Consider the following 23,762-nt stretch of genomic DNA (forward strand, 5'->3'; position numbering starts at 1 on the left):
GGGGTGAAAAAACAAAGGCAGCCTTGTGGCGGCGCTCCGACTGTTGCGCCTGTGCAACAGGCGTGGAGGGTCATCGCGTGTCCACCAGGCCGTTCAGCGACGGCAGGATCAGCGCCGGGGGATAGTCGCGATATTCGTCCGGCTGGCCGGCGCGATTGATCCACACGGTGCGGAAGCCGAACTTGGTGGCGCCGGCAATGTCCCAGCGATTGGACGATTGGAACGAGACCGCTTGCGGGTAGAGCCGCCAGGCGGTGGTCGCCATGTCGTAGACGGCCGGATCGGTCTTGAAGCGCTCGACGTCGTCGACGGAAAAGATATCGTCCAGAACCAGGTCGAGTGCCGCGGACTTCACCGCCGCCTCCAGCATGGCGCGCGAGCCGTTCGACAGGATCGCGAGCCGTGCCCCGTCGGCCTTGAGCGCCTTCAGCACCGCCGGCACTTCCGGGTAGCAATCTAGCCGCCAATAGGCGTCGAGCAGGTCCTGGCGCAGCGCGCGATCGGCCGAGGGCACGCGCTCGAAAGCATGGTCGAGCGCCTGTTCTGTCAGCTGCCAGAAATCGACGAAGGCGCCCATCATGGTGCGAACCCAGGAATATTCGAGCTGCTTGGCGCGCCAGATTTCCGACAGCACCTGCCCGTCCGGCCCGACCGCCTGGGCATGGCGGCGCACCGCGGCATGGACGTCGAACAGCGTGCCGTAGGCATCGAAGATGAAAGCGGAATGGCGCATCGTGGTCTGTTCCCGGTTGGAAAGACTTGATCCGATGGGTTGGATCGGGTCAAGGGTGGGTTGGAGCAATCGGTGTTCCCTTGCAGGCGATTGACGCCGCGCCATGAACCACTATCCATAGGCCTGCAACAGAAGGACGTTCCAATCATGGCTGTTGATACGAGCGCGCAGTCGCTGACCTGGACCTATCTCGACGGCGACTGGCACGAAGGCAATGTTCCCATCATCGGCCCGCGCAGCCACGCCATGTGGCTCGGCACGACCGTGTTCGACGGCGCGCGCTGGTTCGAGGGCGTGGCGCCGGATCTCGACCGGCATTGCGAACGGGTCAACGCCTCGGCGATCGCGCTCGGGTTGAAACCGACCGTCTCGCCGGAGGAGATCGCCGGCCTGACGATGGACGGGCTGAAAAAATTCGACGGCAAGACCGCCGTTTACGTCCGGCCGATGTACTGGGCCGAGCACGGCGGCTATATGGGCGTTCCGGCCGAACCCGACTCGACCCGGTTCTGCCTGTGCCTGTACGAGGCGCCGATGATCTCGCCGTCCGGCTTTTCGGTGACGGTATCGCCGTTTCGCCGCCCGACGCTGGAGACGATGCCGACAAACGCCAAGGCCGGCTGCCTTTATCCCAACAATGGCCGTGCGATACTCGAGGCCAAGTCGCGCGGTTTCGACAACGCGCTGGTGCTCGACATGCTGGGCAACGTCGCCGAAACCGGCACGTCGAACATTTTTCTCGTCAAGGATGGCGAGGTGTTCACGCCGATCGCCAACGGCACCTTCCTGTCCGGCATCACCCGGGCGCGGGCCATCGCGCTGCTCGACGCCGCCGGGCTGCGCGTGAACGAAAAGACGCTGAGCGTCGGCGATTTCCTCAATGCCGACGAAATTTTTTCCACCGGCAACCATTCCAAGGTGGTGCCCGTTATCCAGATCGAGGACCGGCGTCTGCAACCCGGCCCGGTCGCCGAACGCGTGCGCGCGCTCTACTGGGAGTGGGCGCATTCGGTCACCGTCTAGGGGCCTGCCCCGACGAAACAGGTTGGCCCGGACCGGTTGCGCAAGCCGGGCAGGGGGCTTAACTGAACGCAACAACCCGTTCGTGTTTGAAAAGGAGATTGACGATGGCTTTTGAATTGCCGGACCTGCCCTACGACTACGAGGCGCTGCAGCCCTACATGTCGCGCGAGACGCTCGAATATCACCACGACAAGCATCACAAGGCCTATGTCGACAACGGCAACAAGCTGGCCGCGGAAGCCGGCATGGACGGGCTGTCGCTGGAGGAAGTCGTCAAGCAGTCGCACGGCAAGAATCCGGGCCTGTTCAACAATGCCGGCCAGCACTACAACCACATCCATTTCTGGAAGTGGATGAAGGGCGGCGGCGGCGGCAAGAACCTGCCGGGCAAGCTGCAGGCGGCCGTCGACAGCGATCTGGGCGGTTACGACAAGTTCCGCGCCGATTTCATCAATGCCGGCACGACCCAGTTCGGTTCGGGCTGGGCCTGGCTTGCGGTGAAGAACGGCAAGCTGGAGGTCATGAAGACGCCGAACGGCGAGAACCCGCTGGTGCACGGCGCGGTGCCGATCCTCGGCGTCGATGTGTGGGAACACTCCTATTATATCGACTACCGCAACGCGCGGCCGAAATATCTCGAGGCTTTCGTCGACAATCTCATCAACTGGGATTACGTGCTGGAATGCTACGAAAAGGCGTCCGGCTGAACCGCCCGACGCAAACGCTTGTGGAATGACATGCGACGGATCCCGGCCCGGCCGGGGTCCGTTTTTGTTGACAGTCTGTCGACGGTGGCAACGCCAACTTTCACACAAGCGTGATGACGCGTGAACGGTTTCTCGGCCATTATCAGGCTGTGAAGCCTGAGATTTTCCCCTGAAACATGCCGGAGGACGATTGATGAAGAGAGTGTTTGTGGCAGGAGCCTTGCTCGCGGTGACGGCGTCGTTGTCGTTCGCCGGTCCGGTCGAGGATCGCCAGGCGGTTATGAAGGCAATGGGCAAGGCGCTCGGACCCCTGGCGGCGATCGCCAAGGGAGAAAACGCCTTCGACGCCGGCGTGGTCGAGCAAAACCTGACCGCGCTGAACGAGGCCACCGACAAACTCGACGTGGCCGCCCTGTTTCCCGAAGGCAGCACAACGGGCGAAACCGAGGCCCTGCCGGCGATCTGGGAGAATATGGCCGATTTCCAGGAGCGCGCCGACAAGCTGAAAGCCGACGTCGCCGAGGTGGCCTCGTCCATGCCCGCGGACCAGGCCGGCGTGCAGGCCGCGCTGGGCAGGATCGGCCAGAATTGCGGCGGCTGCCATGAAAACTACCGTATGAAGAAGAACTGATCCGGCCGGTTCGCTTGAAAAAATCCACTCTTGGCAGGTTCGTCCTCGTGCTCGCCGCGCTCGGCGTGGCGGGGGCGGCCGCGCTTTTTTATCTATCCGGCCCAAACCGGTTGCCGCAGGAAGCCATCGCGGCGCTTCCCGAAGGCGACGCCGCGCGCGGCGAGCGCATGTTCTGGGCCGCCGGCTGCACGTCCTGTCACGCGCGGCCGGGCGCACAGGGCGATGCGGTCCTGGAACTGGCCGGCGGGCTGGAACTCAAAACACCGTTCGGCACGTTTGTCGCGCCGAATATCTCGAGCCACGAACAAGACGGGATCGGCGGCTGGTCGGCAGGCGACTTCGCCAACGCCATGCTGCGCGGCGTGGCGCCCGACGGAAGCCATTATTACCCGGCCTTTCCCTATGCGTCTTACGCGCGCATGCGCCCGGCCGACATCGCCGACCTTTATGCCTTCATGCGCACGCTGCCGGCGGTGGCGGGTGCAGCGCCGGGCCACGAGCTCGCATTTCCGTTCACCGTCCGTCGCGGGCTGGGTCTGTGGAAACGGCTTTATCTCGACCCCGAGCCTGTGGTCGCGCTTGCTTCCGACGCCGACGAAAAGACGCGCGCGGGACGCTATCTCGTCGAGGGGCCCGGCCATTGCGGGGAATGCCATACGCCGCGCGCGTTGACCGGCGGCCTGAAGACGCAGGCATGGCTGGCCGGCGCCGTCGCGGCCGAGGGCGACGGCATCGTGCCCAACATCACGCCCGGCGAGGGCGGCCTGTCGTGGTCGGCGGGCGATATCGCCTACTATCTGGAATCCGGCTTCACCCCCGATTTCGACACGGTCGGCGGGGCCATGGTCGCGGTCCAGAAGAACATGGCGCGGCTGCCGGCCGAGGACCGCGCGGCGATCGCGGCCTATCTCAAGGCGGTGCCGCCGCGCCCGAACGGTTATCCCGCACGAGACTGACCCCGGCCCGGTCGCCTATCGCGGCTTGCAATAGGCCGACTTCTCGCCCGCACTGTGGTCGGAGCGGATGGCGTAAAGCCACGCCTCGCAACGCGCCTTGCTGGCAAAGCAGCCCGCCTCGAAGATCATCTGGTCGCGGAACATGCCCTTTTGGCCAATGCCGCGAAAGCTGCCGAAATAGGGATCGTCGGGATGCTGGCTGCATATGTTGGGCATTTCGCGCGGCCGCTCGCCCGGCCGCTCGACGATCTCGCCGGCGAAAGCCGGAACGGTGAGCACCGACAACAGCAGAAAACCGGTCAGACAGGACAGTGCCTTAGACGCGTTGCGGATCATGGAATGCTCCTTCGCAAACGTTTGATATGCCCCTTTCTGCAGAACAGAGCCTAATTACGTTTGTGGCGCAACTGCGGTGCGCGCACGCCAGGCTTCGACCCGGGTCGTCAGGCAAGGCCGGTCACTTTCAGCGCGAAGGCGTAGGCAAAGGCGATCTCCTCCAGCCGCGAGAACCGCCCGGACGCCCCGGCGTGGCCGGCGTCCATGTTGATGCGCAGCAGCACCGGATTGTCTCCGCGCTTGCGCGCGCGCAGGCGCGCCACCCATTTCGCCGGTTCCCAATAGGTCACGCGCGGATCGGTCAGCCCGGCCAGCGCCAGGATCGGCGGATAGGTCTTGGCCTCGACATTGTCATAGGGCGAGTAGGCGGCGATCGTGCGGTAATCGTCGGCCGAGGTGATCGGATTACCCCATTCCGGCCATTCGGGCGGGGTCAGCGGCAGCGTGTCGTCAAGCATGGTCTCCAAAACGTCGACGAACGGCACCTCGGCGATGATGCCGCCGAACAGCTCCGGCGCCATGTTGGCGACCGCACCCATCAGCATGCCGCCGGCCGAGCCGCCCTGCGCGACGATGCGGCCCGGCGCGGTATAGTTTTCGGCGGCCAGATAGCGCGCCACGGCGACGAAATCCTCGAACGTGTTGGTCTTCTTGCCGCGTTTGCCGTCCTCGTACCAGGCGTAGCCCTTGTCCTTGCCGCCGCGCACATGGGCGATCGCATAGACGAAGCCGCGATCGACCAGCGACAGGCAGTTGGTGTTGAAGGAGGCCGGGATCGCGATCCCATAGGAGCCATAGCCGTAGAGCAGGCAGGGCGCGCTGCCGTCGAGCGGCGTATCGCGGCGATAAAGCAGTGAAACCGGCACCAAGACCCCGTCATGCGACGGCGCCATCAAGCGCCGCGTCACGTAGTCATCCGGCGCGTGGCCGGACGGCACCTCCTGTGTCTTGCGCAGCACCCGCTCGCGCGTGCGCATGTTGTAGTCGAAGACCTGCGAGGGCGTGGTCATCGACGAATAGGCGAACCGGATCGTGTCGGTGTCGTATTCGAGCGATCCGACGAGACCGAGCGAATAGGCTTCCTCCTCGAACGCCACCACATGCTCCTCGCCGCTTTCGCGTTCGTGCACGACCAGCCGCGGCAGGCCGTCCTTGCGCTCCAGCCGCACGAGGAAATCGCGGAACGCCATGATCGACAGGATCAGCCGGCCCGGCTCGTGCGCGACGAGTTCCCGCCAATTGGCCTGCGAGGGATCGGAGACCGGCGCCGTCATCACCTTGAAGTCCTTGGCGCCGCCGATATTGGTGAGCACGAAGAAGATGTCGCCGCCTTCCTCGAGATCGTACTGGACGCCGGTTTCGCGCGGGCGCACGCATTTCGGCGCGGCCGTCGGATCGGCCGCCGGCAGGACATGATATTCCGACGTCTCGTGGTCGTGGATGGCGACGAACACCCAGTCCTGGGCGCGCGTGCCGCCGACATTCATGAAGAAGCCCGGATCGGTTTCCTCATAGATGAGACGGTCGCTCGCCGTATCGGTTCCCAGGCGGTGGAAAAGCACTTTCGACGGGCGGTGATTCTCGTCGAGCCGGGTGTAAAAAAACCCGTCATTGCCGGCCGCCCAGACACCGCCGCCGCCGGTATCGGCGACCCGGTCGGCAAGATCGGCGCCCGATTCGAGGTCGCGCACCTTGAGATCGTAGAATTCCGACCCCTTGTCGTCATAGCCCCACAGCAGCCGGGCATGGTCGGGCGAATGGTCGGCGCTGCCGAGGCGGAAATAGGGTTTGCCCTCTGCCTCGGCGTCGCCGTCGAGCAGCATGTCGTGCGCCCCGCCTTCGCGCGGCGTGCGAAAGAAGCGCGGCTGCTGGCCGCCGGTCTTGAAGGACGTGCCGTAGGCATAGGGGCCGTCCGGCATGGGAACGGAGGAATCGTCCTCCTTGATCCGGCCGCGCATCTCCGAAAACAAGGCTTTCTGCAGGGCTTCCGTGTCGCCCATCATCGCTGCCTGATAGGCGTTCTCGGCGTCCAGATGGGCGCGGATGTCGGCCGCCAGCACAGCAGGATCGCGGAAAACCTGCTGCCAGTTCTGCGCCCGCAGCCAGGCGTAGTCGTCGATGCGGGTAATGCCGTGATGGCTGGTTTCGACGGGGCGTCGTTCGGCCGTCGGAGCCGGAATATCCGGAAATTTCTCGGTTTTCGCCATGGAACCTTCTCGAAACGCGGAGTGGGTGGGCGTGTCTTGAACACGACATGAACGGGCCGATCAGCCGGTATTCAACCCAGCTATGGCATTCCCGCCCGGTAATCAAATGAACAGACAGCAAACCGGAGGGAATGATGATAACGCGCAAATGCCTTGCCGCCGCCCTTGTCGCGACGACCGTACTCGGCGCCCAGGCCGTCGAAGCCGGCGCCTCGGCCTTTTACGGCTGGCAGGTCGCCAACGTGCCGTGGGGCGACACGCTCAACGTGCGCAAATATCCCGCCAGCCATTCCCAGAAACAGGCGGCCTATCCCAATGGCGCGCCGTTGCAGATGACCGGTCGCTGCACCAAGGGGCTTGCGCTCGACGACGTCGCCGGGCTGCCGGCCTGGCAGCAGGCGCAGGCCGTGCGCTATCGCTGGTGCGAGGTCTGGCACGACCCGAGGCGGACCGGCGACTGGACGACCGGCTGGGTCTACGGCCGCTATATCAGCCCCCTTTGATGCCGGCGCTCGCGGTTTCCGGCACAAATATCGGCGCTGGGCGCCATAGCATCTCGGCCGTCCTCCGGGCGGTCTTGGCGTCGGCGCACGCCCTTCTCCGGCCGAGGTTTTCCACAACCCTCCGTTTCTTTTGAAGTCGTTCCGCGGTCGTTTTTGCGCCTTTTTGCCGGCCGGTGACCGGATTTCCGCACGCGCCAAGCGCGGCCAGGCGCCGCATCCGCTTGCCCGGCGTGGGGTGAGCCGCTATGTCACCACACAACAGCATCACCGGCGCGGCGGCTCGCGCGAAAACAGGACTTTTGAATGGCGAGCGGATCGCAATCGCTGACCTTCTTCGTGCTAGTCTTGCCGTTTGTTGCCGCGTTGGCCGCGCCGTTCCTCACGCGAGCGTTGAAGCACAACGCCGCCTGGGTGCTGGCGCTCGCGCCCGCCTTCATCTTTGTCCATTTCGCCGGGCTGCTCGGCACGGTGGCCGACGGGGCCACGGTTTCGGGCGGTTATGCCTGGATTCCCAGTCTCGACGTCCGCTTTTCCTGGTTCCTCGACGGCCTGTCGCTGACCTTCGCCCTGCTGATCTCGGGTATCGGCACGCTGATCGTGCTTTATTCGGGCGGCTATCTGAAGGACCATCCCCAGCTCGGCCGGTTCTTTTCCTTCATCCTCCTGTTCATGGGCGCGATGCAGGGGCTGGTCGTGTCCGACTCGTTCCTCACCCTGTTCGTGTTCTGGGAACTGACCTCGATCACCTCCTTCCTGCTGATCGGCTTCGATCACAGGCGCGAGGCCTCGCGCCGGGCCGCCATCCAGGCGCTGGTGGTGACCGGGCTCGGCGGGCTGTCGCTTTTGGCCGGCTTGCTGGTGGTGTGGATCGCGACCGGCGAAACCGAGCTTTCCGGGCTTTTGGCCGCCGGCGACACCATGCGCCATAGCGCCTTGTATCTGGTGGCACTGGTGCTGGTTCTGGGCGGCGCGTTTACCAAATCGGCCCAGTTTCCGTTTCATTTCTGGCTGCCCAACGCGATGGAGGCGCCGACCCCTGTGTCGGCCTATCTCCATTCCGCGACCATGGTGAAGGCCGGCGTCTATCTCGTCATGCGGCTCAACCCGGCCTTCGGCGGCACGGATGCGTGGGAGACCGTGCTGCCGGTGTTCGGCGGTACGACGCTGATCGTCGGCACGCTGTTGGCGATCCGCCAGACCGACCTGAAGCTGATGCTCGCCTACACGACCGTCGCCTCGCTCGGCATTCTGGTCATGCTGACCGGGCTCGGTTCCGACAAGGCCGTCGAGGGCGCGGTGCTCTATCTCGTCGCCCACTCCCTGTTCAAGGGCACGCTGTTCATGGTGGCCGGTGCGATCGACCATGAAAGCGGCACCCGCGACATCACCGCGCTCGGCGGCTTGCGCCGCGCGATGCCGGTCACCTTCGCCGCCGCGCTTCTGGCCGCGCTGTCGATGGGCGGGCTACCGCCGTTTTTCGGCTTCCTGGCCAAGGAGGAGATCTACGCCGCACTGCAGTTCCAGGACGGCTGGCACGGCCTGTTCACGCTGGTGGCCATACTCGGCAACGCGCTGATGCTGGTGATCGGGTTCGCGGTGGCGCTGAAGCCGTTCCTGGGCCCGCGCGTTGCGACGCCGAAAGAGGCCCATGAGGGGCCGCCCCTGCTGTGGCTCGGGCCGCTGACGCTGGCGCTCGTCGGGCTGGTCTCGGCGCTGTTATCCGAAACCGCGCACCATTTCGTCTCGAGCCCGATGGCGAGCGCCGTGGCGGGCAATGACATCGCGGTCCACATTTCCGTCATCCCCTATATCAGCGTGCCGCTGGCGCTTTCGGTGCTGACCGTCATTTTGGGCATCGCCATCTACTGGTTCCTCGACCAGGCACGCGCGGCGATGGCGGCGCTGCTCGCCGCGATCGGCTGGGGACCGGATCGCGGGTTCGACCAGACGATCCGCGGCCTGCTGCGGGCCTCGTTCGGCGTGACGCGGATCATCCAGAGCGGCCGGATGGAAGTCTATATGACCGTCACCTTCATCGCGATCGCGCTGGCCCTGTGGGCTCCGATGACCGTGTTCGGCGAGATGCCGGACCTGCCCGAAATGCCGGACCTGCCGTTTTACGAATGGACGGTGATCGCGATCGCCGTCATCGGCCTCGGCGCGGTGGTTTACGCGCGGGATCGGCTGACGGCGATCGTGTCGCTCGGCATCCAGGGCTTCGCGGTGGCGCTCTTGTTCATGCTTTTGGGCGCGCCCGATCTGTCGTTCACCCAGTTCATGGTCGAAACGCTGTCGGTGGTCATCCTTGCCCTGGCGATGACGCGCCTGCGCCTGCATCCCAGCGATCACCGGCCGACAAACGAAAAACTGCTCGACATCGCCGTGGCGGGCGCGTGCGGGGCCGGCTTCGGATTCCTGATCCTGAAGGTGACCCAGATGCCGTTCGACGACAGCCTGTCGGCGTTCTTCAAGACCTATTCCTATGTGATCGCGCACGGGCGCAACGTGGTGAACGTCATCCTGGTCGATTTCCGCGGCCTCGACACGCTCGGCGAAATCGCCGTTGTCATGGTCGCCGGTCTGGCGATCCTGGCGCTGATCCGCGTGCGGGTGCCGAAACCGGCCGCCGGCGGCAAGGAAGGCGGCTGAGATGAGAACCGTCATCTTCCGCACCAGCGCACCCTATCTGACCAGCCTGATGGTGCTGTTTTCCGTGTTCGTGCTGCTGCGCGGCCATAACGAGCCCGGCGGCGGCTTCATCGGCGGCCTGATCGCCGCCTCGGCCTTTGCCATTTACGGCATCGCATGCGGCGTCTCGCCGGTGCGCAGGGCGCTTTATTTCCACCCGATGGCGCTGTCCGGCTTCGGCCTGTTCCTAGCGGCGCTGTCGGGTTTTGCGTCGCTGTTTTTCGGGGTTCCGTTCCTGACCGGACTGTGGACGTCGCCCGAAATCCTGGGTGTGACGGTCGATCTGTCGACGGTGCTGTTTTTCGATATCGGCGTTTATTTCGTCGTCGTCGGCTCGGTCACCTCGATCGCGCTTGCGCTCGAAGAACGGGAGCGGCTGTGATGGAAACCGCATTGTCGGGGCTGGTCGGACTGTTTTACGCGGTTGCGATCTATCTGATGCTGTCCAAGCACACGATCCGGATGATCCTGGGCATCGTGATCCTGGGCAACGCCGTCAACATGACCATCTTCGCCGCCGGGCGGGTGTTGCGCGAGGTGCCGCCGATCATCCCGGCCGGCTTCGACACGCCGCCCGAATCGGTCGCCAACCCGCTGCCGCAGGCGCTCGTCCTGACGGCGATCGTGATTTCGTTCTCGTTTTTCGCCTTCCTGTTGGTTCTGGCCTATCGGGCCTACCAGGAGCTCGGCACCGACGACACCGATGAGATGCGTGTGGCCGAACCCGATGGCGAGGGTCCGCCGCCGATGGGATACTGACCGAGATGGCCGTAAGCAGCGCAAATACCGTCGATCTCGGCGCGGCGATGGTGACCGCACCGACGGCGCTCGCCGACTGGGTTGTGATCCTGCCGGTCGCGTTGCCGATCCTGGGTGGCGCGATCCTGCTGATGGTGCGCCATCAGGTGCGCCTGCACGCCTGGATGGCGGTCGTCGTGGCGGCCGCGACCCTGGCCGCGACGACCGCACTGCTCGTCCGGGTGATCGCCGAGGGCGCGCTGGTGATGACGATGGGGCGCTGGCTGCCGCCCTTCGGCATCAGCTTCAACGCCGACGCGCTTGGCGCGACCTTCGCGCTCACCGCCACCTTCGTCACGCTTGTGGGGGCGTTGTTTGCGATCCGCGACATCGACGCGACCGGCCGCCGCTACGGTTTCTACCCGTTCCTGCTGTTGATGCTGGCCGGCGTCAACGGGTCCTTTCTGACCGGCGATCTGTTCAACCTCTATGTCTGGTTCGAGGTCTTCGTCATCTCGTCGTTCGGACTTCTGGTGCTCGGCTCCGAACAGCGTCAGATCGACGGGGCGAGCAAATATGCCGTGCTCAATCTCGTTGCAACGACGGTGTTTCTGATCGCGACCGGCGCGCTCTATGGCACGCTCGGCACGCTTAACATGGCCGATATCGCCAACAAGGTCGGGGCCGCGCGCGAGACAGGCCCGCTGATGACGATCGCCACCTTGCTGTTGTTGGCCTTCGGCATGAAGGCGGCCGCCTTTCCGCTCAATTTCTGGTTGCCGGCCTCCTACCACACGCCGCGAATCGTCACCTCGGCGCTGTTCGGCGGTCTTTTGACCAAGGTCGGCATCTATGCGTTGCTGCGCTCGATGATGGTGCTGTTCCCGCTCGAGCGGGTCGTCTTGTCGGACCTAATCGCCTGGGTAGCCGGCGCGACGATGGTGTTGGGCATCATGGGCGCGCTGGCGCAGTCCGATCTGCGCCGCATCGTCGGTTTCGTCGTGGTGTCGGGCATCGGCGTGATGCTGGCCGGCCTCGCGCTCGGCAGCCCGCTCGGGCTCGCCGGTACCGTGCTCTACGCGGTCCATTCGATCCTGATCATGACGGCGCTCTATCTTCTGGTCGGCCTGATGTACGAGGCCGGCGGCAGCTATTCGCTGCACGATATCGCCGGTCTTTACCGGGCGCACCCGCTGTTGGCGGCGATCGCCTTCGCACTGGTGCTGGCGGCGGCGGGCCTGCCGCCTTTGTCGGGGCTGTGGCCCAAGGTCGTGCTGGTGAAGGCATCGCTGGATGCGGGCATGTGGTGGCTGGCGATCGCCATCCTGGTGAGCGGCATCCTGACGACGATCGCGCTCGCGCGGGTGTTCGCGCTCGCGTTCTGGCGCGACCGTCCGGACGCAGGCCCGGCAGCCGGCGACGGCGCGGCGGCGCAACTTGGCGGCGGATATGCCATATTGGCGGGGCTGCTGGTGCCCGCGATATGGATCGGCATTTATCCTGAGCCGGTTCTGCAGCTCGCCCAGCTCGCGGCGGCCGGGTTGAGCGACCCGTCCGCCTATCTAGAGGCCGTCTTTCCGCTGGGACCCGGCTCATGATCCTTTATCTGAACCATATCCTGCTCGCCCTGGCCTGGATGGCGATCACCGGCTCGGCCAGTTTTTCCAATTTCCTGCTCGGCTTCGCCTTCGGCGCGGCGGCGCTTTATCTGATCCGCGAGCAGGTCGGATCGCTGGGCTATTTCGCGCGCGCGCGCCGCGTCGTCGCGCTCGCGCTCCTGTTCGCCTACGAACTGGTCCTGTCGGCCTGGCGCGTCGCGGTCCTGGTCCTGCAACCGAGGATGGATCTGAAACCGGGCATCTTCGCCTATCCGCTCAAGGTCGACCGCGATTTCGAGATTACGCTTTTGGCCAATCTGATCACGCTGACGCCGGGCACGCTGTCGGTCGACGTGTCGGAGGATCGCCGCTTCCTTTATGTGCACGCGATCGATTGTTCCGATCCCGACCAGACCCGCTTCGACATTGCCACCGGCTTCGAGCGCAAGATCCTGGAGGCGTTCCGGTGAGCGGTGGCGAATCCTTTCTGCTTCTGGCCGAGAACGTCGCGCTCGGCCTGCTGAGCCTGTCCTTTCTGGTCACGGTGTTTCGGGTGATGCGCGGCCCGACGCTGCCCGACCGTATCATCGCGCTCGACATGCTGGTGTCTGTGGCGATCGGCTTCATCGCCGTGATCGGCATCAAGACCGGCATCACGCTTTATGTCGACGTGGCCATCGCGCTCGGCCTGGTCGGCTTTCTGGCCACCGTCGCCTTCGCGCGTTTCGTGATGAGCCGCCGTGCCGGCGAGGAGGGCGAGACGCCGCCGCCCAAAAGCGAGGCAAAGCCATGATGGCCGAATTCTACAATTACCTGGTGGGCGTTCTGATCGTGATCGGTGCGGCCTTTGCGCTGGTTGCGGCGATCGGGCTGGTGCGCCTGCCTGATTTCTACAGTCGCACGCACGCCGCTTCGAAAGCCGGCACGCTGGGAGCCTGCGTGGTTTTGATCGCGCTCAGCATCTATACCGATGACGCGTCGGTGACCACGCGCGCGCTCGCCGGGGTGGTGTTCTTCCTTTTGACCGCGCCGATCTCGGCCCATCTTCTGGCCAGGGCCGCCTATATTGCCGGCTACAAGCTGTGGCACGGATCGGTGCACGACGACATGGCGCGGCAGGACAAGACCGCGCCGGCCACTATCGACTGACGCAGCCGCCGGCCCGAACGTCCACCCTGGCGACACGCAGGACGCATCAGGCAAGCAACGCTGGCGCGCGCGTCGTGCCGCAGCTTTGCGCCCGGTCACGGCTTCATATCCCGTGGTGGCTGCATGTCGATCCCGCCGGAAACGCGCGCCGATGCGGAAATTCTACTTCGAAACTGTTGAGAGACGCAAAAAGCGCGCAAAAGTTGTAAATGATAAATTAAGGATACAAAATCTAGGGGGCATGGCCGATGTATTTCCTCTAAAAATAATCCGAGGTTCTCCTTGAATTGTTTGCCAAAGAGGTTATTTACGGGGCAAGTGAAGCGTCACTAGTCGTGGCGTTCGCGCACAGCTGGCGAGCAGCGCCGAAGAACGCTGCGTGACCATCGAGTATCTTGAAAATTGGGGCCTTAGACAATTATGGAAACTTCCGAGACAGCCGTGGCAAACAACGACAATCTGATCGAACTGACGGCCGACGTGGTTGCTGCCTATGTCAGCAACAATCCGGTGCCGGCGGCCGAACTGCCGAACCTGATCGCCGATATTCACGCCGCGCTGGGGCGTGTCGGCGTCGCGGCGGAAGCCGCGCCGGCAGAAAAGCCGAAGCCTGCGGTGAATCCGAAGAAGTCGATCCACGACGACTACATCATCTGTCTCGAGGACGGGAAGAAGTTCAAATCGCTCAAGCGTCACCTGATGACGCATTACGGGCTGACGCCCGACCAGTACCGCGAAAAATGGGGTCTGGACGCGAGCTACCCGATGGTTGCGCCGAGCTATGCCGCCGCGCGGTCCGCGCTTGCCAAGAAGATGGGCCTTGGTCGCAAGAGCAAGAGCTAAGATCAGGTTCGGTCTCCCGAATCCGCGAGCGGCGCCTTCGGGCGCCGTTTTCGTTTGTGCCCGCGCCGGACGCGGCAGCCGGTCCCAACAGATCATAGACCTGTTTGAGCGCGATATGCCGGTTGAGATCGTAGCTCCAGTGACGGCGTTCGCCCTTCAGCCTTTCCCGTTCGATCAGCCGCTTGAGCCGCAGGCGCACCAGCCGTTTGCGGGCAGGTGGCGCCTCGATGGCGGCTTCCAGGTCGATGCCGCAGGCGGCAAACAGCGCCACCCGGGCGGCGGCCAGGCGCACTTGTTCGGCTTTTCTGCCGCCGAAGGCCCGTGCCTCGTCGATCAAGCGTCGCATCCGAACCTCCCATCCCGGCGTCGGTGACGAGTGTTGCCGGTCTGGGCCGGGTGGGGAGGAAATCGGCCGCAGCGTTCGGTCTCTTCCAAAAAAGATCGAACAAAATCAAAGTCCTAAAATTATTCTGTTCCGGTAGGCGTTGCCTGTTTGTTCACAGGTCGGCGATGGATCGATATAAGAACATATTCCTATATTTGAAAAGGGAACATGTCTCGTGATCGCCAACCGCGCCTTTGACGCAGCCCCTGAAACGGACCCGCCGATCCTCGGGCAACATCGCTCCTCCAAAGATCCGATCGAACGCAAGATCGAGATCTGCGAATGCATGATCGATATTGCGGCGGCGATCTTTGCCGTCAGCAGCAAGGAGCTGCGCCGTCCCGGCCGCACCGCGCTGGCGGTGGCGCGCGTGCGCCAGATCGCGATGTATGTCGCCCATGTCGTCATGGGCTTGTCGATGAGCGAGGTCGGTCGCGGTTTCGGACGCGACCGCACCACCGTCCTGCACGCCTGTCATCTGATCGAGGACATGCGCGACGACGAGGAGTTCGACGCCATCGTGGCCATGGCCGAGCGCGTCGCCCGGGCGGCGCTGCGTTATCGGGAGTTCGCCTGAAATGGCGCCCGTCAGCCGAAAGCCGAAATTGCGTATCCTGCGCTTCCTGGCCTGCAACCAGGCGAGCGCACAGGAGTGCGCAGGCGCGGGCCGCACGCGACTGGTCGGCGCGACGCGCGGGTCAATCAGTGTGGAAACCGAGGCGCTGGACGCCGTGCTGCGGGCCGGACTGGCACGCCAACGCGACGGTCGTCTCGCCCTGACCGCCGCCGGCCGGGCAAGCCTGGCGCGGATGAAGGCAAAGCCCGACCCGTTCCGCGACCAGCATGGCGACACGGTCGAGGTGGAGATCGATGTCGACGGCCTGCGCCACAAGGTCAGGCGCAATCTGGCCGAATCGCCGCTGTCGCAATTGGCACGCCGCCGCACGCGCGACGGTGCTGCGTTTCTGAGCGAAGCGGAATGCGATGCCGGTGAGCGCCTGCGTTCGGACTATGACCGGGGACGCCTGACACCGCGCATCAGCGCCAATTGGGATGCGGCCATCGCCTCACGCCGCCGCGGCGAGAGCGGCGGTCTTGCGGAACTGACCGAAGCCGCCCTGGCGGCGCGTCAGCGCGTCAACGCGGCGCTTGATGCCGTCGGCCCCGAGCTTGGCGGGCTCCTGATCGATGTCTGCTGTTTTCTGAAAGGGGTCGGACAGGTGGAAACCGAGCGGCAATGGCCGGCGCGCTCGGCAAAGATCGTGCTGAAGACGGCGCTCGCTGCCCTGGCTCGCCATTATGCGCCGGGGTCCGCGCGCGGCCGACGGCGCGGCAGCCATCACTGGGGCGCAAAAGACTTCCGACCGTCCCTGCGCGCGCCGACCAGCGCGGAATGAGCGTCGGATGAAAACCTGTTGGCAAAAGCGCTTATGCGCGCATCGGAGCCGAGACGGCCGCGCCGGGCTCAGGCTTGTTCGCGCAACGCGGTTTCGGCGTCCTTGCGCATCCGCAAGACCATGGCGCGCAGGCCGTTGGCCCGCTGCGGCGTCAGGTGTTCGTCAAGGCCGAGCTGGCGCAAGACCGGTTCGGCATCGGTCGCGGCGATCTCGCTGGCCTTCCTGCCCGAATAAAGCGCGAGCATGATCGCCACCAGGCCGCGCACGATATGGGCGTCCGAATCGCCGGCGAACCGGATGACGGGATCCTCGCCCGGCTCCCGCGCGGTCGTCAGCCAGACCTGGCTGACGCAGCCGCGCACCTTGTTTTCGTCGGTCTTGTTTTCATCGGCGAACGGCGGCAGGTCGCGACCGAGATCGATCACATAGCGGTAACGATCCTCCCAGTCGTCGAGGAAGGAGAAATCGTCGAGTATGGTTTGCAGGTCAGATGTCATGAATCGCGCAGCCTTTGCCCCCGCATATAGGGGCTCGCGCGGCGTACGTCACTTCCTGAATGCCGATTGCGGCGAATCAATCCGCCGTCGCACCGGTGTCCGCGGGCTCCGTCGCAACGGTTCCCGTGGTCAGGGCCGGGTCGGACTGCCCGAACTGATCGTCCAGCAACTCGTAGGCGATGCGCGCGCTTTCGCGGGCCCGCACGCCGATCGTCTGGACCGCGGCGCGGCCGGTCTCGCACACGCCGGGCTGGCGCTCGCACATCGATGACACGTCGCTGATGGCGGCGCGCGCGGCAAACACCGCCTCGAGCGGATCGACCGTGGCTTCGGGGTCGGTGCCCTCCGGCGAGATCGGCAGCAAAAGCAGGACGAGCGAAAACCAGAATGCCGTCTTGATCAGGAAACCCATAGTTCTTCCCCATCGACAAAGCCGGCGCTTGCGGGTGCGTGGCCGGGCTTTTTCCCTTCACGCATCGACATGCCACAGGCGCGCGAAAGGACGCTTGCCGCAAAAGCGGGTTTTTTCGTCAAATTCGACATAAATGCCCATAATCGGGTTTTTATGAGAATTTGCCGCGATTCCCGCCGGTTTCCGAAAGCCGGCATTAACGAGCCAAGCGGCTGTTTTTCCTATAATTTCGCAGTCTTTTCAGCGCATGGCGACCATAGTGCGGGATAAAACCGGCCGCCTGGCGCGCATACCAAGCGTTTACCATCCGCCGATGTTCCGCGGCCCGTGCCCCGTTAAAATCGGATTTTCGGTGAAGCTTCGCCCGGTGGCCGCCGGCCCTTATTCATTCCTTAAAGGGTGAATGAGAGGTTCGGGGAAAACGGCGATCCGCTAAGCGGACAAGTGGCGAGTACGTGTTTTTGGGTAGCGTCCATAAAAGTTTTGGAGGATGGCAGAACCGGCTTTCGCAGGCGTGCGAAGGGCTGGTGCATCCAGGCGTGGCCGAGCCCGCCGAACGCGCGCGCCAGCGCCGCCTGCTGGCCGCGTCGCTGACCGGCCCGTTTCTGGCCGCGGCCGCTTTCGCCCAGGTGCTGACCATCCCGCTCGGCGTTTCCGCAGCGCTTGCCGCGATCTGCCTGGTGTTCGTGGCCGGCTGGTCGGCGGCCGTGATCGTGGCGCAGACCGGCTCGCGGCGCTTAGCAGAACCGCTTGCCCTTGGCGCGGCGGTGCTTTCCTGCGCCGTGATCCTGTTTTTCGCCGGCGGTTTCGCCTCGCCGCTGTTCCTTGCCTGGCTGCCCCTGGTCGTGGAAACCGAAAATGTCGGTCGCGACCGCCGCTCCCTGCTGATCGGCGCAGGCGCGGCCGGCGCGGCGGTTCTGCTTGCGAGCCTGGGCGGTCTGCTTGCACCGGACCTGCCGGCGATCGGCGCCTCGGCCGGCCATTGGCTGCTGCCCGTCATCTATGCCGGCGTGTGGTTCGCGCGCAGGAGCGGCGAGCGGGAGGCGGCGCGCAACGAAACCGACGTACCGCAGGAAGAGACGCTCGGCGGGCTGCTCGACGCCGTGACGCTGCGCTTTGCCGGCAATGGCGAATTGTCCGACGCCTCGGCGCAGGCGCGCATGCTGTTGCGCCTGGAACCGGAATTTCTGCTCGGCACGGGACTGTTCGACCGGATCCACGTGTCCGACCGGGTGCATTATCTGAACGCGCTGGCCGACATGCGCGAAGGCGCCGACCGTCGCTCACTCGAAGTGCGGGTGCGCCTTCCACGCCGGGACACGGGCGAGGTCGGGGCCGTCTATGGCCCGTTCCGGCTGGAGCTTGCTGGCGGCGGCGCGGTTGGCGGCGGCTTCTTCGGTTTCCTGCGCGCCAATGACGACGTGGTCCGGCTGCGCGAGGACCTGGAAACGGCGGTTGGCCGCGCCGAAGCCGACCGGTCGCGGTTCCTGTCGACCGTCAGCCACGAATTGCGAACGCCGCTCAACGCGATCATCGGCTTTTCGGACATGCTCCTGCAGGACTTGGCCGGTCCGCTCGCCAACGAGCGCCAGCGCGACTATGTCGGCCTGGTTCAGGAATCGGGCCAGCATTTGCTGTCGGTGGTGAACTCGATCCTCGATATCGCCAAGATCCAGGCCGGGACCTATACGCCCAGCAAGGAGCATTTCGTGGTCGACGAGATCGTCGCGACCGCTCGCGCGATCGTGTCGTGCCAGGCCAGAGCCAAGCAGGTGCGTGTCGATATCGCCGGCGACCAGCCGCTGGGCGAGGTTTTCGCCGATAAGCGCGCCCTGCAGCAAATTCTCATCAATCTGCTTGCCAACGCGGTCAAGTTCACGCCCGAAGGCGGCATGGTGACAGTCGGCGGATCGCGCGACGACGGCCGGCTGGAACTGTGGGTCAGCGATACCGGCATCGGTATGGCCGAGAACGACCTTCATCAGATCGGCAAGCCGTTTTTCCAGGTTGTGAACGACTACACCCGCCAATATGAGGGGACGGGGCTCGGCCTTGCCCTGGTGAAAGGGCTGATCGAGCGCAACGGCGGCACGATGGCGATCGAAAGCGCCCCGGGCGAAGGCACGACGGTCACGATCGCGGTACCAGAAAACGGAGCCGCCGCGTCCGAAAACGTGCCGCATATCGTGAAGATCGAGACGGAAAGACAATCGAGAGACGCATCCGATGACCCGCTCCGCAAATTCGCGTAGGAAAAGCCCGGTTCTGGCCGACACGCTCGGCAGTCTCGCGACCGCTCTGGGCGCGACGGTTGCCCGCAATCCGATCCTCGTCGGTGGCGTGACCGCGTTCGTGGTGGCGTTGGGATATGTGTCGGCGAATGCGCTGTGGTACCAGCCCTATCAGCACCCCAAGCCGCTGATTGAGACCCGCATCATGGTCAAGGCCGAAGCGCCGGTTCCCAGCCAGACGCCGCGCGAGGAGCCGGTGGCGGCGGTGTTGCCGCCGAGCCCGGACGTGACCGCATCGGTGCCGGCCCCCGCACCGGCACCGGCGCCGGCCGCCGGGGATCCGGTCGTGCGCAAGGTGCAGGAGACGCTGGCGCGTCTGAACCTTTATGACGGCGACGTCGACGGTCTTTCCGGCCCGTTGACCAAGCAGGCGATTGCCGCCTATCAAAAGACGATCGGGCTCGCGGTCGACGGCGAGATCAGCGATGCACTGCTGCACCAGATCGAGGGCCCGCTGGCCGAAAAGAAGATCGCCGCCTTGCCCGCGCCGGCGCCGCGCCCGAAATCGCGCCACGCCGCGCCCGTCGAAGACGGTTCCGCACAGCTCGGCGATGCCGATATCGTCAAGATCCAGGCGGGGCTGCGGGCTTTCGGGCATGACGGGATCGACCTCGACGGGATCGTCGGCGACCAGACGAGCAGCGCGATCCGCGAGTTCCAGTCGCTGTTCGGTCTTCCCGTCACTGGCCAGCCCGATGCGCAATTGCTTGTCAAGATGACCGAAATCGGGCTTACGAACTAGAGCAATACTGCTTTTCGTGGAAGCGCAGATCCGCTCTAACTTATTGTTTTAAAGCGTTTTCGAACGGCGAACCGGTTTCTATCTCGCCTGGAAACGCTCTAGGCCGACCGTCCGCGCGCCAGGGCCAGACGCGGTCCGGCAGCAGGCGAGGTTCGCACGTGCGCGTCACATCCGATCTCTTCGTATCGTCCTTGATCCGGCGGGCTTTCGCGGCCGGCGGGTTCGCCGCCATCGTGCATCGCGGGGCGACGGAGGCAGGCGCGATCTTCGTGGTCGAGCGCGGCCGCAACGGCGCGGTGAGCCTGTTCGCCCCGGCGCCGCAAACCGGTTATGGCGAGGGAAGGCCGGGCGGACGGCTGTTCGTCTTACTGCCGGAGATCGTCGACGAGGACACGCTGAGCAGGAAACTGGAGCGCGAATTGAAGTTCGATCCGGACGCCTGGGTGGTGGAGCTCGAACTTTCCACGCCGGTGAGCGACATGATCGACCTTGCTACGCCCTGAGCGCGGTGGCCTCGTCGCGCCCTGACGCAAGGGTAGATTTTTCGGACCGGTCCGCGCTTTCGCGCCAACTGGTTTCAACCTGGGCGCGTGCCGCGTCGCGGCTGATCGATCGGAATTTTTCCAGGAACAGGCGGATATTCCTGCGCTGCGGAAAGCGCCACGGCGAGGCCGCGCAGGCAAGCAGGAATGCCTGCTCCTCGGTGAGGTCGAGCGAGCGCAGGGCGACGAGTAGGTCGTCATAGGTGCGCGCGCGCGCAATCATCCGTGCCGTGTCGTAAGGCAAGCAGACGGTCTCGGCGAGTGCGCGGAAGAACGGCTCTCGGTTTTCGGCCAGGGCGGCCGCCCTCAGCTTGCGGAAATGGTCGCCATCGTGCGTCGCGTCGTCCGCAGCCTTGGCCGACAAGCCCTCGCAAGCGGCGTTTTCATTGTCCGACATGGTCTGAAGCAGACGGCGGCGGGCGAGTTCGGCCAGACCGCGGCTGGCCGGGGTCGGCGTCGGCGCGGCCTGTTCGGGCGGCCGTGCGGCCGTCGCCTCGAGCAGCTTGGCGACCTGGATGATGGTGGGGTGGACGCGCGGCCGTCTCTTGATGACGCGCGCATGGGTGAGACCGTGCCGGGCGATCAGGCCGAGCAACGCAGCGTCGCCGAGCAGCGGCGAGCGGATGAGCAGGGGCGCGGCGATGTCGGCACTCTGCTCGCACAGCCGCGCCAACAGGCCCGGTGGCGTATGCGGCGATTCCGACAGCACGGCGGCCACGTAACGCAGCGTCTCGGCCGGGACCTTGTCGAATAAGGGGGCGGCGAGCTGGTCGAGCTGGCGGATTTCGCGCCGGCTGGGCCGCGTCAGCGACGCGAAGGCCGAAACCGCCGCGCGCAACAGCCGCTCGGCCTTGCCGGCCTGGTCGCGGTCCGCAATTCGCCTGAAGTCCGCTGTACTCACTGGTTACGCTCTACGCCTCGATGACCGGTTACGCTGACCCCGCCGGGCTGCCTGATCTGCCCGTGCGCATATGCCAGCACGCTACAATCAATGTGTTAGCAAGCTGTTAACCCTATGGTGGGCACAGTCGGAACGACAGCGTCGTAAGCGTGCCCATCGTGTCCCATGCACCGGAACGCACAGCCATGACGAACATTATCCAGTTCCACGCCCATAGCGCCCGGCGCAAACCGGCCTGTCATCGCAGGTCCGGCAGCGCCGCGATCATCGTCTTTCCCGGTATTCGTTACGAACGCCAGGGCGAGGCGTTGCGCAAACAAGGCCCGGCGGACACGCCAAAACCGTCGCGCCGTCCGCCGGTTTCCGGTCGCTGCTGACCGAGCGGAGCAAACCGGCGCCAAGACGCTTGCCCGGTTTTGCCGCCGTGCCCGGTTCTTGTTCAGCGGAAGCCGGCCCTACCGGTCCTTGTCGTCGCCGTCCTCGTCCGGATCGGCGGATTTGAGCGACGACAGCTTGGCGAAGACGGCGTCGGCGTCGAGTTCCTTCTCGCCCTCGCTTTCCTCTCCGGCGGGCGCGCCATCCTTGCCGACGGGCAGGCTTTCGGTCGCCGAGGCGGGCAATAGCGTTTCGTCGGGGCTCTGCTGTTGCGGCGCGCCGCGCGAGGCGCGCTGAACCTCCAGGTCGAGGTCAATCTGCGAACACAGGCCGAGCGTGACCGGATCCATCGGCTGCAGATTGGCCGAATTCCAGTGCGTGCGGTTGCGGATCTGCTCGATGGTCGATTTGGTGGTGCCGACGAGGCGTGAAATCTGGGCGTCCTTCAATTCGGGATGGTTGCGCACCAGCCACAAAATCGCGTTGGGACGGTCCTGCCGCTTCGAAAGCGGCGTGTAGCGCGGGCCGCGCCGCTTCTTTTCGGGAATGCGCACCTTGGGCTCGGACAGTTTGGGCCGGTAGTTCGGATCGTTCTCGGCCCGGGCGATTTCGTCGCGCGTCAACTGCCCGGTGGTGATGGGGTCCATGCCCTTGATGCCCTGCGCCGATTCGCCGTCGGCGATCGCCTTCACCTCGAGCGGATGCAGGTGACAGAAAAAGGCGATCTGGTCGAACGACATCGCCGTGTTGTCCACCAGCCAGACCGCGGTCGCTTTGGGCATGAGAAGCTGATTGGCCATGATACAATCGTCCTTTCTTCGCCCGCGTCCCTCACGCGGGCGGTGGTTGAAGCCACCAGAATGGGAAATCGAGCAGGCTATATCGCGTCTTGCAACGGTGCGCAACGTGCCTGTGTGTCGATAGCGCCCGTCCGCCGATCACATTTGCCGGCGGGCAGGGGGGCGATGCTAGAGCGACTGGCAACGCGCAGCGTCGAAGAAGCTGTCGACCAAGGGGGCGAAGGTTGCGTCCGGCCGGAAAATCCGCACCACGACGATGCCGATATCCTCCTCGACCTCGATGATGACCGAGCCGGCCAGGTCTTCGGGCAGATCCTTGCGCAGGTCGATCATCTGGTCGGGCGAGACCACGACCAGATCCAAAAGCCCGTCGGAGGCGGTGCGGTCGTTCAGGCTGTAGATATTGTGCCCCCAGCGATTGTAGAGCGAGACCGACCAGAACAGCGGTTTCTCCGTCGCCTGCACGCGCACCCCGCTTTCGGAAAGGTCGAAGCGGCAGGCGCCAGCGGCCATGAAGGGGTCGGGCGCGCGCGCGCCGCGCGTGGCCGAGGCGGTTTCCGGCAGCCGGACGAAGCTGTTGGGCGCGCCGGCCTGCTCCAGGCGCGACCAGGCATCGCGCTCGGCATAGGCCGGCAGCAGAAGCAGGATCGCGATGTGCACGATCGCAGCGCCGATCAGGCCGGACAGGAGGACGTAAGCCAGCCTAAGCATCGCAGCCGGTCCTGTAGATGGCGGGCAGCGCGATGTCGCGGGCGTCGGCGCCGTTGGCCACCGGCGTGTCGTAGAGCGTGAGCACCAGCGTCATTTCGCCGGTTCCCGTCACGGCAAGCCAATTGCCGGGGGCGGGGGCGCGGCCGATGGCGATGTCGAAGCTGTTGTCGGCCCGGCGCAGGATCTGGCGCGAATGCAGCCCGTCGGCGGGCCGCTGCGGCTGCGGCGCGGCGTGACCGGTCCTGTCGGTGGCATAAAGGGTCCAGAAGCGCGCGACCGGCACGCCGCCCTCGAGGCGGTAGCGGCATTGCCGGCGCAGGCCCTGTCCGGAGGAATCGCGCTCGGCCAGGAAATAAAGCCCTTCGGCGCGCCCCAGCGGCAGTTCGCCGTCGCGCGCGATGCGCGCCCGGCCGTAGGGGTCGACCTGCGGCGTGCCGGAAGCGGGATAGGCGGTCCAGGCCCCGACCCTGAGCGTGTCGAGCCCGTCAATGGCGTTGAGCGCGAACCAGACCGAGGCGCCGCCGCCGCCGACAGCGATCGCGACCACCAGGGCGATGTAGAGCGGAACGCGCATTAGCCGGGCCTCGCCGGCAAGGC

At 65.1% G+C, this 23,762-nt stretch carries 29 protein-coding genes; 20 read left to right on the forward strand and 9 right to left on the reverse strand.

Annotated features, from left to right (window positions below):
• Positions 1 to 70: 70 nt before the first annotated feature.
• A complete protein-coding gene (locus EP380_RS03525; protein ID WP_127596655.1) occupies positions 71 to 733 on the reverse strand; it encodes a haloacid dehalogenase type II in 663 nt (220 codons plus the stop codon).
• Between the two features lie 147 nt (positions 734 to 880).
• Here EP380_RS03525 and EP380_RS03530 point away from each other — a divergent pair, with 147 nt between their 5' ends.
• The 4 genes from EP380_RS03530 (at position 881) to EP380_RS03545 (ending at position 4,050) form a co-directional block, all read left to right on the forward strand.
• A complete protein-coding gene (locus EP380_RS03530) occupies positions 881 to 1,756 on the forward strand; it encodes a branched-chain amino acid aminotransferase (protein WP_164749739.1) in 876 nt (291 codons plus the stop codon).
• A 104-nt stretch (positions 1,757 to 1,860) separates the two neighbouring features.
• Positions 1,861 to 2,463 carry a superoxide dismutase gene (locus tag EP380_RS03535; protein WP_127596659.1) on the forward strand — a complete coding sequence of 201 codons (603 nt, stop codon included), beginning with the start codon at positions 1,861 to 1,863 and terminating at the stop codon, positions 2,461 to 2,463.
• A gap of 193 nt (positions 2,464 to 2,656) precedes the next feature.
• Entirely contained in the window at positions 2,657 to 3,094 is a 438-nt protein-coding gene (locus tag EP380_RS03540; protein WP_164749740.1) for a c-type cytochrome, read from the forward strand.
• 14 nt (positions 3,095 to 3,108) lie between these two features.
• The gene (locus tag EP380_RS03545) at positions 3,109 to 4,050 is read left to right on the forward strand and encodes a cytochrome c (protein ID WP_238719692.1); all 942 of its coding nucleotides are present in this window, start codon (positions 3,109 to 3,111) and stop codon (positions 4,048 to 4,050) included.
• A gap of 15 nt (positions 4,051 to 4,065) precedes the next feature.
• Here the strand turns inward: EP380_RS03545 and EP380_RS03550 are convergent, their stop codons facing one another.
• Positions 4,066 to 4,386 (reverse strand): hypothetical protein, encoded by a 321-nt coding sequence (locus EP380_RS03550; RefSeq protein WP_127596666.1) that lies wholly within the window; start codon positions 4,384 to 4,386, stop codon positions 4,066 to 4,068.
• Positions 4,387 to 4,493: 107 nt separating this feature from the next.
• A complete protein-coding gene (locus EP380_RS03555) occupies positions 4,494 to 6,593 on the reverse strand; it encodes a S9 family peptidase (protein WP_127596669.1) in 2,100 nt (699 codons plus the stop codon).
• A 131-nt stretch (positions 6,594 to 6,724) separates the two neighbouring features.
• Here EP380_RS03555 and EP380_RS03560 point away from each other — a divergent pair, with 131 nt between their 5' ends.
• The 12 genes from EP380_RS03560 (at position 6,725) to EP380_RS03615 (ending at position 15,894) form a co-directional block, all read left to right on the forward strand.
• Positions 6,725 to 7,096 carry an SH3 domain-containing protein gene (locus EP380_RS03560; protein WP_127596672.1) on the forward strand — a complete coding sequence of 124 codons (372 nt, stop codon included), beginning with the start codon at positions 6,725 to 6,727 and terminating at the stop codon, positions 7,094 to 7,096.
• A 303-nt stretch (positions 7,097 to 7,399) separates the two neighbouring features.
• Entirely contained in the window at positions 7,400 to 9,745 is a 2,346-nt protein-coding gene (locus EP380_RS03565) for a putative monovalent cation/H+ antiporter subunit A (RefSeq protein ID WP_106571069.1), read from the forward strand.
• Position 9,746: 1 nt separating this feature from the next.
• Positions 9,747 to 10,166 carry a Na+/H+ antiporter subunit B gene (locus EP380_RS03570; RefSeq protein WP_106571068.1) on the forward strand — a complete coding sequence of 140 codons (420 nt, stop codon included), beginning with the start codon at positions 9,747 to 9,749 and terminating at the stop codon, positions 10,164 to 10,166.
• On the forward strand, positions 10,166 to 10,543 hold the full coding sequence (locus tag EP380_RS03575; protein WP_106571067.1) for a Na+/H+ antiporter subunit C: 378 nt from the start codon (positions 10,166 to 10,168) through the stop codon (positions 10,541 to 10,543). Before EP380_RS03570 ends, EP380_RS03575 begins: the two co-directional genes overlap by 1 nt.
• A gap of 5 nt (positions 10,544 to 10,548) precedes the next feature.
• Entirely contained in the window at positions 10,549 to 12,120 is a 1,572-nt protein-coding gene (locus tag EP380_RS03580; RefSeq protein WP_106571066.1) for a Na+/H+ antiporter subunit D, read from the forward strand.
• Positions 12,117 to 12,590 carry a Na+/H+ antiporter subunit E gene (locus EP380_RS03585; RefSeq protein WP_106571065.1) on the forward strand — a complete coding sequence of 158 codons (474 nt, stop codon included), beginning with the start codon at positions 12,117 to 12,119 and terminating at the stop codon, positions 12,588 to 12,590. The genes EP380_RS03580 and EP380_RS03585 overlap by 4 nt, the downstream gene beginning before the upstream one ends.
• On the forward strand, positions 12,587 to 12,913 hold the full coding sequence (locus EP380_RS03590; RefSeq protein WP_106571064.1) for a cation:proton antiporter: 327 nt from the start codon (positions 12,587 to 12,589) through the stop codon (positions 12,911 to 12,913). Before EP380_RS03585 ends, EP380_RS03590 begins: the two co-directional genes overlap by 4 nt.
• Positions 12,910 to 13,269 carry a monovalent cation/H(+) antiporter subunit G gene (gene mnhG / locus EP380_RS03595; RefSeq protein ID WP_348289810.1) on the forward strand — a complete coding sequence of 120 codons (360 nt, stop codon included), beginning with the start codon at positions 12,910 to 12,912 and terminating at the stop codon, positions 13,267 to 13,269. The genes EP380_RS03590 and mnhG overlap by 4 nt, the downstream gene beginning before the upstream one ends.
• Positions 13,270 to 13,689: 420 nt before the next feature.
• Positions 13,690 to 14,112, forward strand: coding sequence for a Ros/MucR family transcriptional regulator (locus EP380_RS03600; protein WP_106571062.1), 423 nt, complete (start codon positions 13,690 to 13,692; stop codon positions 14,110 to 14,112).
• Between the two features lie 115 nt (positions 14,113 to 14,227).
• Entirely contained in the window at positions 14,228 to 14,485 is a 258-nt protein-coding gene (locus tag EP380_RS23970) for a hypothetical protein (protein WP_158264334.1), read from the forward strand.
• A 187-nt stretch (positions 14,486 to 14,672) separates the two neighbouring features.
• Complete coding sequence (locus EP380_RS03610) at positions 14,673 to 15,074, forward strand: helix-turn-helix domain-containing protein (protein WP_238719693.1); 402 nt, start codon at positions 14,673 to 14,675, stop codon at positions 15,072 to 15,074.
• A 1-nt stretch (position 15,075) separates the two neighbouring features.
• Complete coding sequence (locus EP380_RS03615) at positions 15,076 to 15,894, forward strand: DUF6456 domain-containing protein (protein ID WP_127596675.1); 819 nt, start codon at positions 15,076 to 15,078, stop codon at positions 15,892 to 15,894.
• Between the two features lie 68 nt (positions 15,895 to 15,962).
• Here the strand turns inward: EP380_RS03615 and EP380_RS03620 are convergent, their stop codons facing one another.
• Both EP380_RS03620 and EP380_RS03625 read right to left on the reverse strand, forming a co-directional pair.
• Complete coding sequence (locus EP380_RS03620; protein ID WP_106571060.1) at positions 15,963 to 16,391, reverse strand: SufE family protein; 429 nt, start codon at positions 16,389 to 16,391, stop codon at positions 15,963 to 15,965.
• A gap of 76 nt (positions 16,392 to 16,467) precedes the next feature.
• Positions 16,468 to 16,803: a DUF5330 domain-containing protein gene (locus EP380_RS03625; protein WP_127596678.1), complete on the reverse strand. Its 336-nt coding sequence runs from the start codon at positions 16,801 to 16,803 to the stop codon at positions 16,468 to 16,470.
• 539 nt (positions 16,804 to 17,342) lie between these two features.
• On the opposite strand from EP380_RS03625, the gene EP380_RS03630 reads away from it, so the two are divergent.
• The 3 genes from EP380_RS03630 to EP380_RS03640 all read left to right on the forward strand — a co-directional run bounded on the left by EP380_RS03630 (position 17,343) and on the right by EP380_RS03640 (position 20,339).
• A complete protein-coding gene (locus tag EP380_RS03630) occupies positions 17,343 to 19,055 on the forward strand; it encodes a sensor histidine kinase (protein WP_127596681.1) in 1,713 nt (570 codons plus the stop codon).
• Positions 19,030 to 19,836 carry a peptidoglycan-binding domain-containing protein gene (locus EP380_RS03635; RefSeq protein ID WP_127596684.1) on the forward strand — a complete coding sequence of 269 codons (807 nt, stop codon included), beginning with the start codon at positions 19,030 to 19,032 and terminating at the stop codon, positions 19,834 to 19,836. The genes EP380_RS03630 and EP380_RS03635 overlap by 26 nt, the downstream gene beginning before the upstream one ends.
• 158 nt (positions 19,837 to 19,994) lie before the next feature.
• Positions 19,995 to 20,339, forward strand: coding sequence for a DUF1491 family protein (locus EP380_RS03640; RefSeq protein WP_106571056.1), 345 nt, complete (start codon positions 19,995 to 19,997; stop codon positions 20,337 to 20,339).
• Here EP380_RS03640 and EP380_RS03645 read toward each other — a convergent pair.
• On the reverse strand, positions 20,329 to 21,279 hold the full coding sequence (locus EP380_RS03645) for a hypothetical protein (RefSeq protein ID WP_127596687.1): 951 nt from the start codon (positions 21,277 to 21,279) through the stop codon (positions 20,329 to 20,331). The two genes, EP380_RS03640 and EP380_RS03645, sit on opposite strands and share 11 nt — an antisense overlap.
• Before the next feature lie 185 nt (positions 21,280 to 21,464).
• On the opposite strand from EP380_RS03645, the gene EP380_RS03650 reads away from it, so the two are divergent.
• Positions 21,465 to 21,656 (forward strand): hypothetical protein, encoded by a 192-nt coding sequence (locus EP380_RS03650; RefSeq protein ID WP_127596690.1) that lies wholly within the window; start codon positions 21,465 to 21,467, stop codon positions 21,654 to 21,656.
• A 78-nt stretch (positions 21,657 to 21,734) separates the two neighbouring features.
• Here the strand turns inward: EP380_RS03650 and EP380_RS03655 are convergent, their stop codons facing one another.
• The 3 genes from EP380_RS03655 to EP380_RS03665 all read right to left on the reverse strand — a co-directional run bounded on the left by EP380_RS03655 (position 21,735) and on the right by EP380_RS03665 (position 23,739).
• Entirely contained in the window at positions 21,735 to 22,454 is a 720-nt protein-coding gene (locus tag EP380_RS03655) for a DUF1013 domain-containing protein (RefSeq protein ID WP_106571053.1), read from the reverse strand.
• Positions 22,455 to 22,622: 168 nt separating this feature from the next.
• Positions 22,623 to 23,165, reverse strand: coding sequence for a DUF1254 domain-containing protein (locus EP380_RS03660; RefSeq protein ID WP_106571052.1), 543 nt, complete (start codon positions 23,163 to 23,165; stop codon positions 22,623 to 22,625).
• Complete coding sequence (locus tag EP380_RS03665; RefSeq protein WP_106571051.1) at positions 23,158 to 23,739, reverse strand: DUF1214 domain-containing protein; 582 nt, start codon at positions 23,737 to 23,739, stop codon at positions 23,158 to 23,160. Before EP380_RS03665 ends, EP380_RS03660 begins: the two co-directional genes overlap by 8 nt.
• Positions 23,740 to 23,762 lie beyond the last annotated feature (23 nt).

It is taken from the genome of Nitratireductor alexandrii (genome assembly GCF_004000215.1).
Lineage (GTDB): Bacteria > Pseudomonadota > Alphaproteobacteria > Rhizobiales > Rhizobiaceae > Mangrovimarina > Mangrovimarina alexandrii.